Annotated in this window: 12 protein-coding genes; 4 read left to right on the forward strand and 8 right to left on the reverse strand. The window is 37.8% G+C overall.

Annotation, left to right across the window (positions count from 1 at the left end; all coding sequences use genetic code 11):
* The first annotated feature begins 478 nt into the window (after positions 1–478).
* The 3 genes from LC419_RS11970 (at position 479) to LC419_RS11980 (ending at position 4372) form a co-directional block, all read left to right on the forward strand.
* Complete coding sequence (locus LC419_RS11970; RefSeq protein ID WP_223607552.1) at positions 479–2128, forward strand: AarF/ABC1/UbiB kinase family protein; 1650 nt, start codon at positions 479–481, stop codon at positions 2126–2128.
* A gap of 95 nt (positions 2129–2223) precedes the next feature.
* A complete protein-coding gene (locus LC419_RS11975; RefSeq protein WP_223607553.1) occupies positions 2224–2733 on the forward strand; it encodes a hypothetical protein in 510 nt (169 codons plus the stop codon).
* 277 nt (positions 2734–3010) lie between these two features.
* The gene (locus tag LC419_RS11980; protein ID WP_223607554.1) at positions 3011–4372 is read left to right on the forward strand and encodes a DEAD/DEAH box helicase; all 1362 of its coding nucleotides are present in this window, start codon (positions 3011–3013) and stop codon (positions 4370–4372) included.
* Between the two features lie 39 nt (positions 4373–4411).
* Here LC419_RS11980 and LC419_RS11985 read toward each other — a convergent pair whose 3' ends face one another.
* The 4 genes from LC419_RS11985 to LC419_RS12000 form a co-directional block, all read right to left on the reverse strand.
* A complete protein-coding gene (locus LC419_RS11985; protein WP_223607555.1) occupies positions 4412–5068 on the reverse strand; it encodes a GDSL-type esterase/lipase family protein in 657 nt (218 codons plus the stop codon).
* Positions 5069–5135: 67 nt separating this feature from the next.
* Positions 5136–5597 (reverse strand): lipocalin family protein, encoded by a 462-nt coding sequence (locus LC419_RS11990; RefSeq protein ID WP_223607556.1) that lies wholly within the window; start codon positions 5595–5597, stop codon positions 5136–5138.
* A gap of 325 nt (positions 5598–5922) precedes the next feature.
* The gene (locus tag LC419_RS11995; protein ID WP_223607557.1) at positions 5923–7086 is read right to left on the reverse strand and encodes an iron-containing alcohol dehydrogenase; all 1164 of its coding nucleotides are present in this window, start codon (positions 7084–7086) and stop codon (positions 5923–5925) included.
* A gap of 352 nt (positions 7087–7438) precedes the next feature.
* On the reverse strand, positions 7439–7846 hold the full coding sequence (locus LC419_RS12000; RefSeq protein WP_306666575.1) for a helix-turn-helix domain-containing protein: 408 nt from the start codon (positions 7844–7846) through the stop codon (positions 7439–7441).
* Positions 7847–7944: 98 nt separating this feature from the next.
* On the opposite strand from LC419_RS12000, the gene lpdA reads away from it, so the two are divergent.
* Positions 7945–9345, forward strand: coding sequence for a dihydrolipoyl dehydrogenase (lpdA, locus tag LC419_RS12005; RefSeq protein ID WP_223607559.1), 1401 nt, complete (start codon positions 7945–7947; stop codon positions 9343–9345).
* A gap of 132 nt (positions 9346–9477) precedes the next feature.
* On the opposite strand, the gene LC419_RS12010 is transcribed toward lpdA, so the two are convergent.
* The 4 genes from LC419_RS12010 to LC419_RS12025 all read right to left on the reverse strand — a co-directional run bounded on the left by LC419_RS12010 (position 9478) and on the right by LC419_RS12025 (position 13184).
* The gene (locus LC419_RS12010) at positions 9478–10101 is read right to left on the reverse strand and encodes a hypothetical protein (RefSeq protein ID WP_223607560.1); all 624 of its coding nucleotides are present in this window, start codon (positions 10099–10101) and stop codon (positions 9478–9480) included.
* Between the two features lie 43 nt (positions 10102–10144).
* Positions 10145–11620, reverse strand: a complete 1476-nt coding sequence (locus LC419_RS12015; protein ID WP_223607561.1) for a serine hydrolase — start codon at positions 11618–11620, stop codon at positions 10145–10147.
* Positions 11621–11888: 268 nt separating this feature from the next.
* Positions 11889–12293, reverse strand: a complete 405-nt coding sequence (locus tag LC419_RS12020; RefSeq protein ID WP_223607562.1) for a hypothetical protein — start codon at positions 12291–12293, stop codon at positions 11889–11891.
* Positions 12294–12395: 102 nt separating this feature from the next.
* A complete protein-coding gene (locus LC419_RS12025; RefSeq protein WP_223607563.1) occupies positions 12396–13184 on the reverse strand; it encodes a hypothetical protein in 789 nt (262 codons plus the stop codon).
* Positions 13185–13230: the final 46 nt, after the last annotated feature.

A 13230-nucleotide genomic window follows, 5' to 3' on the forward strand; every position in this document is an offset into this window, starting at 1 on the left:
TGAAGATAAGATCTAAAGATTTTTTAAGCTATATTTTTATCATAAAGTTTAAGAAATTTATCAACTAAAATTTGCTAAAAAAACCAGCCACAAAGTGGCGATTTAGCCGAAGATAGGATGCAGTCCTATCAGATTCTCAAGTTACTCACTTAATCTTTTCTCTCGCAGATAATACAGAGAGAGCAGATTAAAAAAGTAGAAACCAGCATCATCTGATTAATATTTGTGGATTTTTCAAATCCTTATATCTCCATTCCCTTCATCAGAATCAATGGAATTGATTCCCTCTTTGCATCCTCAAAATATGCACTGGGAAAATGAAACTTTGCATTAAAAATAGTTTTAAAATCCCATCATTTAATCCAGACCAAAAGACAATTCTGAGTCTGCTTCACCCTAAGATTTACCGTTCAAATAAAAATTAAAATAGCAATAGGAACAATTTTTGGAGTAATTTGCACCAACTATTGAGAAACATATGTTTGACAAGCAGCAAAGAAAACTGAAAAGATCGGCCAGGCTTATTTCCGTACTGAGCAAATACGGATTTAAAGATATGCTGGCGAGAATGAATACAGGAAATAAGCAGGAACAGATCTCTGCTGATCCGGATGAGGTGATTTCTAAAGGAACGGTATACGAAAGAATCAGGCTGGTACTGGAAGAGCTTGGACCTACCTTTGTAAAATTGGGACAGACATTCAGTAACAGGGAAGATCTTCTTCCGCCGGAACTCATTCAGGAGCTGCAGAAACTTCAGGACAAAGTGGATACCGTAGATATGGATGTGGAAGAAATTCTGGAAAATGAATTCAACATATCCGTCAAAGACCATTTTCAGGAAATTCAGAAAGAACCTTTGGCCACGGCATCTATCGCGCAGGTATATAAAGCGGTTTTGATGGACGGTAGTCCTGTGATTCTCAAGCTTAAAAAATCTGACGTACAAACAGTTATCGAAGATGATTTGCTTCTGATCAAAGACTTGGAAAAATTGGTGTCCGCATACTCCGAAATCGGAGAAAAACTCAATCTGAAACAGGCGATTTCTACTTTTGAAAAATCTTTACTGGAGGAAGTTTCCCTGATCAACGAAAAGGAAAATATCCTGCATTTTGCCCGAAATTTTAAGAACCATAAAGAAACCTATGTTCCCAAGATCTATGAAGAATATTCCAATAATAATATTCTCTGCATGGAATTTATTGACGGAATTAAGGTGACAGATAAGGCTGAACTTTTAGCCAATAACATTGATCCTGTAAAGGTTTCTGAAGTAGGATTAAGACTATTTGTTTCACAAATTCTTGATTACGGATTTTTTCATGCCGATCCGCATGCCGGAAATATTCTGGTCAAAAAGAACGGGAAAATTGTTTTCATCGATTTTGGTGCGGTAGGAAAAATTCAACCGAATGATAAGGAGATCCTTGAAAATCTTATTGTGAGCTTTGTAGCCAAGAATCCCCATAAAATTGTACGTTATCTCAAAAAAATGGCTGTCAGCTATGAAATTCCGGACGAGAGACGATTCGAAAATGACGTAGAAGACATTCTGAATTTCGTTCACAGTTCCTCGCTACAGAATATCAATGTGCAGGTGATCATCAATAAAATGAAAGATATTCTGAAAGACAACAGGCTGTATATGCCGGACTATTTTTATCTTTTATTTAAAGGAATCAGCCTTATTGAAGGAGTAGGAAGAACGATCAATCCGGATCTTGATATTGTAAAAAGTCTTCATCCGTACACCAGAAAAATATTAACCAACAAGATCAAACCTAAGAATCTTTTAAAAACCGGAATGGACAGGATGCTCAATTTCACCGATAATGTGGATGAAATTCCTAAAGAACTCAGATCCGTTCTCCAGAAACTGGATGACAATAAATTCACAATATCCAGCGAAATTAAAAATATTGAAAAGACCAACCAGCTGATCAAATCGAGTATCATTAATTTGATTTTAGCCATGATTCTGGGAGCCAATATTATTGCCACGGCTATTGTTTTCGTGTCAGAATCCGGACCCAGAATAGGTGAGCTGTCTGTTGTAGGTGTTTTAGGCTTTATGTTTTCTATGATATTGGTCGTGATACTTTTATTGAGAGTAGCCAGGAAATAGAAGTTAGATACTAGAAATTAGAAATTAGAAGTTAGTTTGGTGAACTTACCAATACTCTCCCAAACACACGGCACCGAAACCCGAAACAAAAAACTATGAAAAAACTAATCTTAACCACCCTTACTTTCTGCAGCGCCTTGTTCATGGCTCAGGAATCCGATGAAAAAGGTATTCTTGGTGATTATGACGGCAATGGAACAAAAGAATATGCCTACACCAAAGTCAGTGACTGTACCGATGAATGCGATGGAAAATGTGAAACCACCATTTATTTCAGTGATAAAAAAATAAAACCATTTACGATTTCACCTGCCAATAATGGAGGAGTATACAATCTCGGAGATCTTAATGAGGATGGAAAAGATGAAGTGGGTTTTTATCCGGGATGGTGTACAAGCTGCTGGCATGGCTTTCATGTCTATACATTGACTAAGATCGGCTGGAAACCTTTGGTGCCATCCATTTCTACACACTGTTCACAATGGGAAGAAGAGAAATTTCCTATTAAAAAAGATCCAAAAAAGAAAGGATACGTGATCATCACATCAAGCGAATGGGAGGATGATGATATCAGGATTAAGAGTACGAGTGTAAAAGTGAATTGAGTTTTGAGCTTGAGAGTAGCAGGGTTTAAGAGTCTTAGTGTAAATTGGGTTTATAGGTGATGGTGACTGAGGAACTCGAAGCCACTATTCCTATATCTGAAATTTGATGTTTGGCATCTGAAATCCTGTTTCTTAGCTCTTGACTAAAATTGAAAGACCATAATTTCAACCTTCGGCACAATCCCTAATCCCTACAACCTGCTACCTAATATCTGCCACCTAAAATTCACCATTCACACAAGATTAACCTCTAAATTTAAATACCTATCTTTGCACCATGGAAAAACTCACTTTTGCGGATTTTGACCTGCCGGTTAAAATTCTTGATGTTTTAGCGGATCTGGAATTATTCGAGCCTACACCTATTCAGGAAAAGAGCATTGGGCCTATACTTTCCGGGAGAGATGTAATGGGGATCGCGCAGACCGGAACCGGGAAAACATTAGCTTATCTTCTGCCGGTTCTTAAAACATGGAAATACAACAAAACCGGGAATCCTACTGTTTTGATCCTTGTACCTACAAGAGAATTGGTGGTGCAGGTAGCTGAAATTGTTGAGAAACTTACAGAAAATATTACCGCAAGGGTGATCGGAATATATGGAGGAAAAAATATCAATACACAGAAGCTGTTATTTAACAACGGATGTGATATTCTGGTAGGAACTCCGGGTAGGGTAATGGACCTTGCCATTGACAATGCCATTTCATTGAGAGAAGTTCAGAAGCTGATCATTGATGAGTTTGATGAGATGCTGAACTTAGGATTCAGACCACAGCTTACCCATATTTTCGAAATGATGAAGCCGAAGAGACAGAATATTCTTTTCTCGGCTACCATGACGGAAGCTGTAGATGAAATGCTGGACCAATACTTTGCAAGCCCGATAGAAATTTCATTGGCAAAATCAGGGACGCCTCTTGAAAAAATTGAGCAGACCGGTTATAAAGTGGAAAACTTTAACACAAAAATCAACCTTCTTGAGCATTTACTGAAGACCAATGAAGATGAAATGTCTAAGGTGTTGATTTTCACAAATAATAAGAAGAATTCAGATCTTCTTTTTGCTAAAATTGATGAACTTTTCCCTGAACAGTTTGATGTGATTCACTCAAACAAATCTCAGAATTACAGGCTTAAAGCCATGAAAAGATTTGAAAATGAAGAGATCAGAGGGTTGATTACGACTGACGTAATGGCCAGAGGTCTGGATATTTCAGATATTACCCATGTTATCAATTTTGAAACTCCTGAAATCCCTGAACAATACATTCACAGAATAGGTAGAACGGGTAGAGCAGATAAAGACGGTAAAGCAATTACGTTCGTTACTAAAAAAGAAGAAGCTTATGTTCTTGACATTGAATTATTGATGGATAGAGATCTTAAGTTTACTGATTTCCCTGTAGAGGTGAAAATAAATCCTAAGAAGATCGCTTCCGAAGAAGATGTGATCATTATGAAAAATCCGGCACAGGTAAAACTGTACGAAGGAGGTGGAGCATTCCACGAGAAAAAGGATAAAAACAAAAAAGAAAACTGGGGCGGACCTTCAAAAAGAAAAGCACCCAAGAAATTTGGAGCGAACAGAGCTCAGCAGAAATCCATATCTACATCAAAATCTAAGAAAAAGAAATAAAAAAAATCCCGTCAGGGATTTTTTTGTTTATACAGTTTATTATTTCATATAAGGTTTCATAACCTTCGTCCAGACTTCATATCCTTCCGGAGTCAGATGAAGCATATCTTCCACGAAAAGATCTCTTCTTACCTTTCCATTGGAATCTTCCATGGCTTTTGTAATATCGATGAACTCTGCATTAGGTTCCTTTTTCATGAAAGCTGCAATTTTTTTATTCGTTTCTTTCATCTGTGGCCATAGAATTTCGCGGCTCGGAGAAAATTTGATGGAAATGAAATCCACTTCAATGTCCGGAAATCTTTGACGGATCTTTTTGTAGAACGTTTTAAACCTTTCAACCACTACCTGGGCCTTAAGGTCATGATTGTCTGCGAAATCATTATCACCGCAGTAGATGATGATCTGTTTAGGCTGATAAGGGTCTAAAAGATCGTCTGCAAAATCATTCAGATCCGTCATTCTCGAACCTCCGAAACCCCTGTTGATGATTGTCTTATCAGGGAAATAGCGGGCAACGTCCGTCCATTTTGTGAAAGAGGAACTTCCTATTAGAAGAATAGCATTTTTGGGCGGGGTGTTTTCCTGATCGGCTTTTTTGAAATTCTGAATGTCCTGCCAGAACATTGGCTTTTTATCCTGAGAAAAGGCTAGGGCAAAGTACAGCAATAGGAATGCTGAAAAAATCTTCTTCATTATAATCAATTTTAAAATATCTGATAAAAGTAATAAAAAAACTCCCGATTGTATTGGGAGTCTGTGTTTATCTTTTGTAGGTAATGTAGATCAGATCGTCAGTACCGTCGTTGTTGTAATCATAAGCTCCGAACAGTTGAGCCAGTTTCAGATCCTTGCTTGTCAGGATTTCAACTCTGTACCATCTTTCGGTATCATTGGTATTTTTGATACTCAACAGCTTAGACTCTTCATTATAAGTAAACTGCCCTTCATTTTTTCCGCCAATCTGGCAATTAGCACCAGTTCCGGAGTAATACGTGTAGCTTGTGTAATAATCACTTCTGAAATATAGCGTATTCTTAGCTTCACAGTCGGAAGGTGTTTCAGTTAAAAGTACTGTTTTATTGTCTTTTCCGGAAATAGTCTGGATTTTGCTTACCTTCCAGTCTCCGCTCATCATCTCTAACTCATAAGCTTCGAGGTTGTCATCTTTACAGGAAGTGAGTGCCAAAGCAGAAAAGGCAAATAAAAGTAGCTGTTTTTTCATTTTCACAAATTTTATAATATGCTAAAATATAAATAAATTTGAAATATCTATAATGAAATCCTGCTTTTTTAAACGAATGTTTATAAATAACAGAATTTTATATTATGAAGCTTGGAAAATAATAGGTTTTGTAGGTGGCAGGAGAGATCGTGTCAAAGTGAATGGTCAATTTTGCCTCGCAAGTGAATGGTGAATTTTCAGTTGGAAGGGCCAAGAACCAAGATACAAGACGTCAGATTTCAGACATCAGGTAATACTCCAAACAAGCAACCAGCAAACTTTCAACACATTTACTTTCAAACTCAAAATCCCGCATCCCGAACCCCTAATAACTCATCTCTACAATCTTATATGCATCCTGAGGCGTCAGCTTTTTATACTCGCCAAGACCGGACCAGTTTCTGTCGGTAAATGCTTTTTCCACTCTTTCAGCAGTTCCTTTGTATTCTTCAGTATATTCAGAAAGTTTGGTTTTGATATCCAGGCTGTGGAAGAATTCCTCCATTTTTTTGATGCCCAACTCAGCTTTTTCTTCCAGAGTTCCTTCTTTGATTCCCCAGACTCTTTCAGCGTACTGAGCCAATTTTCCTTTCTTCGTTTCAAAATTATAACGGTAATGGGAAGGAGCGATTACGGCTAGCGTTCTTGCGTGGTCGATTCCAAAATAAGCAGTCAGTTCATGTCCCATGGCGTGTACCGCCCAGTCTGTTATCACTCCTTTCTGAATCAGTCCGTTTAGAGCCATCGTACAACACCACATGAAGTTTCCGGCCGCATCATAATCAAAATCACCTTTAAGTACTTTAGGAGCGGTTTCCTGAAGGCTGATCAGGATACTTTCAGCGATTCTTTCCTGAAGATCTGCAGAAGATGGTGCAGTCATATACTGTTCCAAAACGTGCGTATAAGCATCGGTGATCCCATTTACAATCTGGTTTTTAGGAATCGTTCTGATCACTTCCGGATCTAATACTGAAAATTGTGGGAAAAGACCGGGACCTCCTGAAGATAGTTTCTCGTTGGTTTCCCTTCTTGAAATAACATAGCCTGAATTCATTTCAGAACCTGTTGCCGGTAATGTAAGAATACTTCCGAAAGGCATTCCTTCTCCTTCAAAAGTTCTCACTGAATTTCTAAGAATATCCCACGGCTCACCATCATAGTTGGCTGCTGCTGAAAGGAATTTAGTTCCGTCTATGACAGAGCCACCGCCTACAGCAAGAAGATAGTTGATATTTTTTTCTTTGATAAAACTTAAAGCGTTGATCAGTACTTCATATTCAGGATTTGCGGGAACACCTCCGAATTCGTATAGATCATGATCTTTCAGAGCTTCTTTTACCTGATCGTAAACACCATTGCTTTTGATGCTTCCGCCTCCGTAGATCATTAATATTTTGGCATCTTTCGGAACCTCACGGGAGATCTTAGCGATTTCACCTTTTCCGAAAAGTATTTTTGTTGGATTTTTAAACTCGAAATTAAGCATTGTTCTAAATTTATTGGATTCAAATTTACGGAAAGCAATACGAAAACTGAGTTAATGAAATTTTAAAATTACTATTACAGAGTTTTATAATAACGATTTTGATGAGGGCAGGGATTAGAATCAAGAATCAAGAGCCAAGATGCTAGACATTAGATTTTTAGGTTAAGACTCAGGTTGATTTGAGAAGATGTCAATGGTGAATTTTAATTTGTAAGAACCAAGATTCAAGACGTCAGAAAATAATTTATTAGCTTAATAACTCCAAACCAGCAACCAGGAACTAGCAACATCATACACTCTCAAACTCTCAAACTCTCAAACCCGAATCCCGTACCTCGTAACTTCCCATCCTTTAACTTCCCTCCGACAGATAGATCTTAGCATCCCGGATAAACTTCTCCTTGTCTTTCTTGATGTTTTCGACCATCTTTTTTCTTTCCTCGGGAATGCTCATGTATTTTTCGCCCCAAAGATTGATCTCGACGATCAGCGGAATCAGGTCAATTCCCTTTTCAGTAAGATGATAGAGAATCTTCAGTTTACTGTCCGGGTGATCTTTCTTAGCAATGATTTTTGCTTCCAGTAAATGCTGCAGCCTTGAGGCGAGAATGTTCGTCGCAATCTTTTCATCTGCTTTAAGGAATTCTCCGTACGTACATTCTCTTTTTAACATTAGGTCGCGGACAATCAGCAGAGACCATTTATCACCCCATATTTCCAGGGAAGAACTGATAGGGCAGTCCGATCTTTTTTTACTCATAGCCATATATTGTAAATAACGCTTGCAAAATGAAAGTATTTGTTTTAAATTTACTTTTATTTTGCAAGTAAATTTAAACATAAAAAATTATAAATCAAATGGAAAATTTTGATGTTGCCGTGATCGGATCCGGCCCCGGTGGTTATGTTGCCGCCATAAGAAGTGCGCAGCTTGGTTACAAAACCGTGATCATAGAAAAATATGATACTTTGGGTGGTACCTGTACCAATGTTGGATGTATCCCCACAAAAGCACTGCTGGATAGTTCCCATCATTATTTGGAAGCTTTCCATCAGTTTGAAGAACACGGGATAAAGGTGAATGATTTGAAACTAGATTTTCCTCAGATGTACAAAAGAAAATCTGAAGTCGTTTCCAAAAATACAGTCGGCCTCGATTTCTTAATGAGAAAAAATAAAATTACCCGTTTAAAAGGCACGGCAGGCTTTGTTAATGATTCAGTCATCAAAGTGACGAACGGTCTTGAAATCACTGAAATTACCGCTAAATACTATATCATTGCCACAGGTTCGAAGCCGTCATCAATTCCGGGAGTAGATATTGATAAACAAAGGATCATTACTTCTACAGAAGCTCTGTCGTTACAGGCACATCCAAAATCTATGGTGATCATCGGCGGTGGAGTGATAGGGGTGGAAATGGCATCCATATTCAGCCGCATAGGAACTCAGGTAACCATTCTTGAATATGCAGACCATCTGATTGCCGGAATGGACCATGAATTGGGAAAAAGTCTTCATAGAATCCTGAAGAAGGAAGGAATTGATATCCGTCTGGGCCAATCTGTTTACAAAGCAGAGAATTCCGGTTCTTCGGCCAAAGTCTTTTTTAGAGATAAAAATAATACAGATCAGGAACTGGAAGCAGAATACGTTTTGGTAGCTGTAGGAAGAAGTCCCTATACAAATGGATTAGGATTGGAAAATACAGGTGTACAGCTTGATGACCGTGGATTTATAAAGATTGATGAAAACAGACAGACATCCGTTTCGCATATCTATGCCATTGGAGATGTGGTAGGTGGTGCAATGCTTGCCCATAAAGCTGAAGAAGAAGGCGTCCTGGTTGCAGAAACGATCAACGGACAAAAACGCCATATCCATTACGAACGGATTCCTTCGGTAGTGTATACATGGCCTGAAGTAGCTTCTGTAGGTTTTTCCGAAGAATATCTGAAGAAAAATAATATCGCTTATCATATCGGAAAATTTCCGTTTTCTGCCAGTGCCAGAGCAAGGGCATCTATGGATACAGATGGTTTTGCAAAAGTTCTGGTAGATCCGAAATACGGGGAAGTGCTGGGTGTTCACATCATTGGAGCCCGAGCAGCGGATCTTATTGCACAGGCTGTCATTGCACAGGAATATGAGGTAACGGCGGAAGATATGTTCCGTATATCGTATGCGCATCCTACGTACTCTGAAGCCCTGAAAGAAGCTTATTTAATGGCTTCCGGTCAGGGAGCAATCAATATTTAATTTGATAAAGAGGTTGTTTCAAAAGGTAAATGGAAATTCTGCATGAGTTTTAATCTGTAAGCATTTTTCAGTATAAGAATCTGTGCAATCTGCTTGATCTGCGCGAGTTTTTTATCTTTTGAAACAGCTTTTTTATTTGGAAGCGGTCTGTGCCGAAGTATCGCAATTCTCACTTTTAAAGTAAACGCCATTATTTTTCGATTCCAGTTTACCATTTTTTCTGTTGATCTTTATCAAGTAAGATTCCCTGATTTCAGGACAACCTTTAGACTTTGAAAGATAAAGAGCAATATGTCTGTCCTCCATTTTATATGAACTGCCTGCTTTATTGCTTATATCTACGGAAAAACCATACGTTTGAGCCAATAATAGAGCTTCCGGAAGATTATCAACTGTTCCGATGAAATCCCTCAATTGTTGTTCACTGGAAAAATAAACGGATCTTTCTTTTTTACAGGCAAGAATGTATGAAAAACATCGGTTACCTATACATTTCTGGAAGAAGCCTTTTTCAGGAAGAGGCTCATTGATGGTCATGAAATCCGGCATCTGGCTTTCATAGATCACTGCTTTTTCAGGATCGGTGTCATTGGTAAGGATTCTCCAGTAGCCATAGTCTTTATCCGGAACAATAAACGGATACAAATATTCCGTAGTATCCAGAATATCAGGGATCTTCCTGTAATCATCGGGAACCGTGGTCTGTGCAAAAAACAGATTGGATAGGATCATGGAAGCGAAGACGATGATTTTCATAAAGGAAGTGCTTTGGGGCAAATTTACGAAAATGGATGAAGATTTATTTTTTATCCTTTAAATAATTAGCCGCATTGGTATTATCGGGATTAAGCTTTAATGATTTTTTATAATTCGCAACGGCTTCTTCTTTACGTCCCAATACATCTAATATTTCTCCATAACTGTCAAAAACATTGGAACTGTTGGGAAATAATTCTGTATTCAATCTGAAAACAGCCAATGCTTCGTTTTTAAGATTACGGTTCACCATCTGATAACCCCATGAATTGATCTCATCCTCAGACACTGTGAAGATTTTGTTTTTCTTTTTGATTTTCTGATAAACCGAACCTACATTTTGATACCCGTCTGTACGAGTTTGTAAGTACAGCATTTTCATGTTGGTACTGAGTCCAAAACCATTTTCAGTTTTCATATCGGGAATATAATATCCTGCAATTTCATCAATGAACCATTCAGGATTTGACCCCTGAAGGTTGGTTAAAACTACAATAGACAGGTGATCCTGAGGATACACAAATAGGGCGGAACGCATACCGCCCACAGGGGCAACGGCAGGATGTTCAGTTCTGACAACGGTAGGCCATCCCAGGGCATAACCATTCGTGAGTTTATTAAAACCGCCTACATCACCGTTATTGAGTTTTATAGTTGTGAATAGTTCTGTGATGCTCTTTTTATCCTTAAGCAGTTTTCCTTCCTGTAAAGCGAGAAGCCACTTGCTTAAATCCTCAGCCGAAGAAAGAATTCCCGTAGCCGTTCGGAAAAAAAGTGGGAAAGTGGCGAAAGCGTTGTGAAGCTTTCCGTCGTTGATCCATTGGCCATCGTTATTGATAATGGTGGAATAGGCGCCTGCATTGTTCTCAACGATATCGTTGGAATCTCCAAATTGAGTAACAAGCAGCTTGGACGGTTTAAATTGATAATCTTCAATAAATTTTGTGAAATGTACTCCGCTCAGCTGCGTAATTATTTTTCCTAAGATAAAGTATCCCGTTTGGTTATAACTGAATTTGTCACCGGGTGAAAACTCCATCGGAAGGGTTTTAACGATTTCCCAGTTTTTACTTTCAATGCCTTCGCCCAAAACCTGCTCTTTCTGATCTATATTATTGGGAAGACCGGATGTATTGCTTAAAAGCTGTTTAAAGGTTATGCTCTTCCAGTTGTCGGGAATATCAGTGATATATTTGGAAATAACATCGTTGGTTTTTAATTTTCCTTGTTCCTGCAGCTGCATAATGGCAACACCAACAAATGCTTTTGTCATTGAGTTGATCGAAAATACAGTATTGTTTTTTGTTGGAATCTGATGTTCAATATTAGCCAGGCCATAACTGGTGAGCTGATCAATTTTATCATTTCTGATGATGGCCAATTGAAGTCCCGGGATCTTCATTTCCTGCATTTTATGCCTGATGAAAGTATCAATGCTGTCAGAACGTTTTTGTGCGGTATAATCTTTTGGGAAAATAACAAGGATAATCAGTAGAAATGATTTTAACAAGATTTTCATGGAACTGTTTGTTATAAGACATGGTAAGATAGCTTTTTATTACATGCCTATAGAGTCTTTTGCCTGAAAATAAATCAGGTTGGAAGAGGTTGTCAGTTAAGCCGATGGATAATCTTCTCATATATGATCTGAAATCTGATGTTTGGCATCCGTCATTTTGTTTCTTAGCTCTTGACTAAAATCGAAAGGCTATAATTTCAATCTTCGGCATAATCCCTAATCCCTACAACCTGCCACCTAATATCTGCCACCTGCTATCTAAAATTCTCTACTGCAGTACAATTTTATAGTATCCTTTTTCGTCTGTGACATCAATACCTACGCCCGTAAACGTTAATTTATTGATCTGATAACCATCACAACCTCCTTTAAATTCTGACGAATGTATCGAAAAATTAAAAGTTTTAATATTGGAGGAGAAAATGTAATTTTTTGTACCATTATAAGCCCCGACATTTTCTAAAATGATCATGTCTTCGGATGTTTTGGTCAATTGTACCCCAACCTGATTTTCATCCTTAATTGAATAAGTAACCAGTGTTCCGTTCGTGATGAGATTTTCATTATTAGAATCTACAAACTTGAAAGCTATCGTTTGGGGGGCATTATAGCAATCTTCACCACAGGCTGTTAAAATACAAGCCATTAAAAGGAATATAAATATATTTTTCATTGGATTAATTTCTGTGAAAAGTAAAATTAATCATTAAATGGTTGTATTCAAAATTATTGTAAACCTGAATGTGATGACGACTCCTGAATATTCCGGAATAGTTTACTGATTGTCGTTTACTGTCGAGGGAGTATATAACATATGTTCCACAAACGGAACAATTTTATTATGCTCTATCTTTCCTTTGATATAGACAGAATCTCCATTTTTGAATACATATTCTTGCACTAAAATATTTTTCAAACCTTTATAAGAATGATAATAATTCTTGATCCACGGATGAACATTTCTAAGTGCATCCATTTTTAGGTTTTCTGAAGTTTTATAAACCCGTATATCGTATTTTTCATGGGCTTTTGCACTGTAGATATCTTTAGTGAAATGCGTTTCTCCGCCGCCAAGACTGTCCATAATGCAGAGTTTAAAATCAATGGGGTATAATTTACCGTTGATAGAAAGCTTTGTCCCTTTTGGATAGCCCGCAACCATATTGTAGTCGAAATTTTCATAAGTTCTATACTGGCCGTAATGGGCCTCAGATGAGGCTATATAGGATTTTACATTACCAACACGCAGGAGATAAAGGGCTGCCTCTTCGCCGGATGCAGGGGAAGTTATTGTCTGATCCGCATAGACTGCACATTTCAAAACAGGAAGAGCAGCGATAGCTTTTTTCTGCTCGTACCGCTCCACGTTTGCGTTTTCTATATAATCGATCCTACTGAAGGCAAAGGACCAGAAGCCCACAAACATAGCTATACCCACTAAAATAAATAGCGAAAAAACAATTAAGGTGATTTTTAAACCTTTCTTATCGATTTTATTCCCGTTTGTATTGATATTGGCGTTGAAATTGAATTTGATCATGGAAACAGAAAACTTAGGCGCCAAAACTAATTAATTTTCTTATAAAAAAGTAGAATAATTTTATTCATGG

The organism is Chryseobacterium sp. OSA05B (genome assembly GCF_019970065.1).
Classification (GTDB): domain Bacteria; phylum Bacteroidota; class Bacteroidia; order Flavobacteriales; family Weeksellaceae; genus Chryseobacterium.

Coding starts and splice junctions, on each gene's coding strand:
- LC419_RS11970 (WP_223607552.1), top strand. CDS start 479: ATGTTTGACAAGCAGCAAAGAAAACTGAAAAGATCGGCCAGGCTTATT.
- LC419_RS11975 (WP_223607553.1), top strand. CDS start 2,224: ATGAAAAAACTAATCTTAACCACCCTTACTTTCTGCAGCGCCTTGTTC.
- LC419_RS11980 (WP_223607554.1), top strand. CDS start 3,011: ATGGAAAAACTCACTTTTGCGGATTTTGACCTGCCGGTTAAAATTCTT.
- LC419_RS11985 (WP_223607555.1), bottom strand. CDS start 5,068: ATGAAGAAGATTTTTTCAGCATTCCTATTGCTGTACTTTGCCCTAGCC.
- LC419_RS11990 (WP_223607556.1), bottom strand. CDS start 5,597: ATGAAAAAACAGCTACTTTTATTTGCCTTTTCTGCTTTGGCACTCACT.
- LC419_RS11995 (WP_223607557.1), bottom strand. CDS start 7,086: ATGCTTAATTTCGAGTTTAAAAATCCAACAAAAATACTTTTCGGAAAA.
- LC419_RS12000 (WP_306666575.1), bottom strand. CDS start 7,846: ATGAGTAAAAAAAGATCGGACTGCCCTATCAGTTCTTCCCTGGAAATA.
- lpdA (WP_223607559.1), top strand. CDS start 7,945: ATGGAAAATTTTGATGTTGCCGTGATCGGATCCGGCCCCGGTGGTTAT.
- LC419_RS12010 (WP_223607560.1), bottom strand. CDS start 10,101: ATGAAAATCATCGTCTTCGCTTCCATGATCCTATCCAATCTGTTTTTT.
- LC419_RS12015 (WP_223607561.1), bottom strand. CDS start 11,620: ATGAAAATCTTGTTAAAATCATTTCTACTGATTATCCTTGTTATTTTC.
- LC419_RS12020 (WP_223607562.1), bottom strand. CDS start 12,293: ATGAAAAATATATTTATATTCCTTTTAATGGCTTGTATTTTAACAGCC.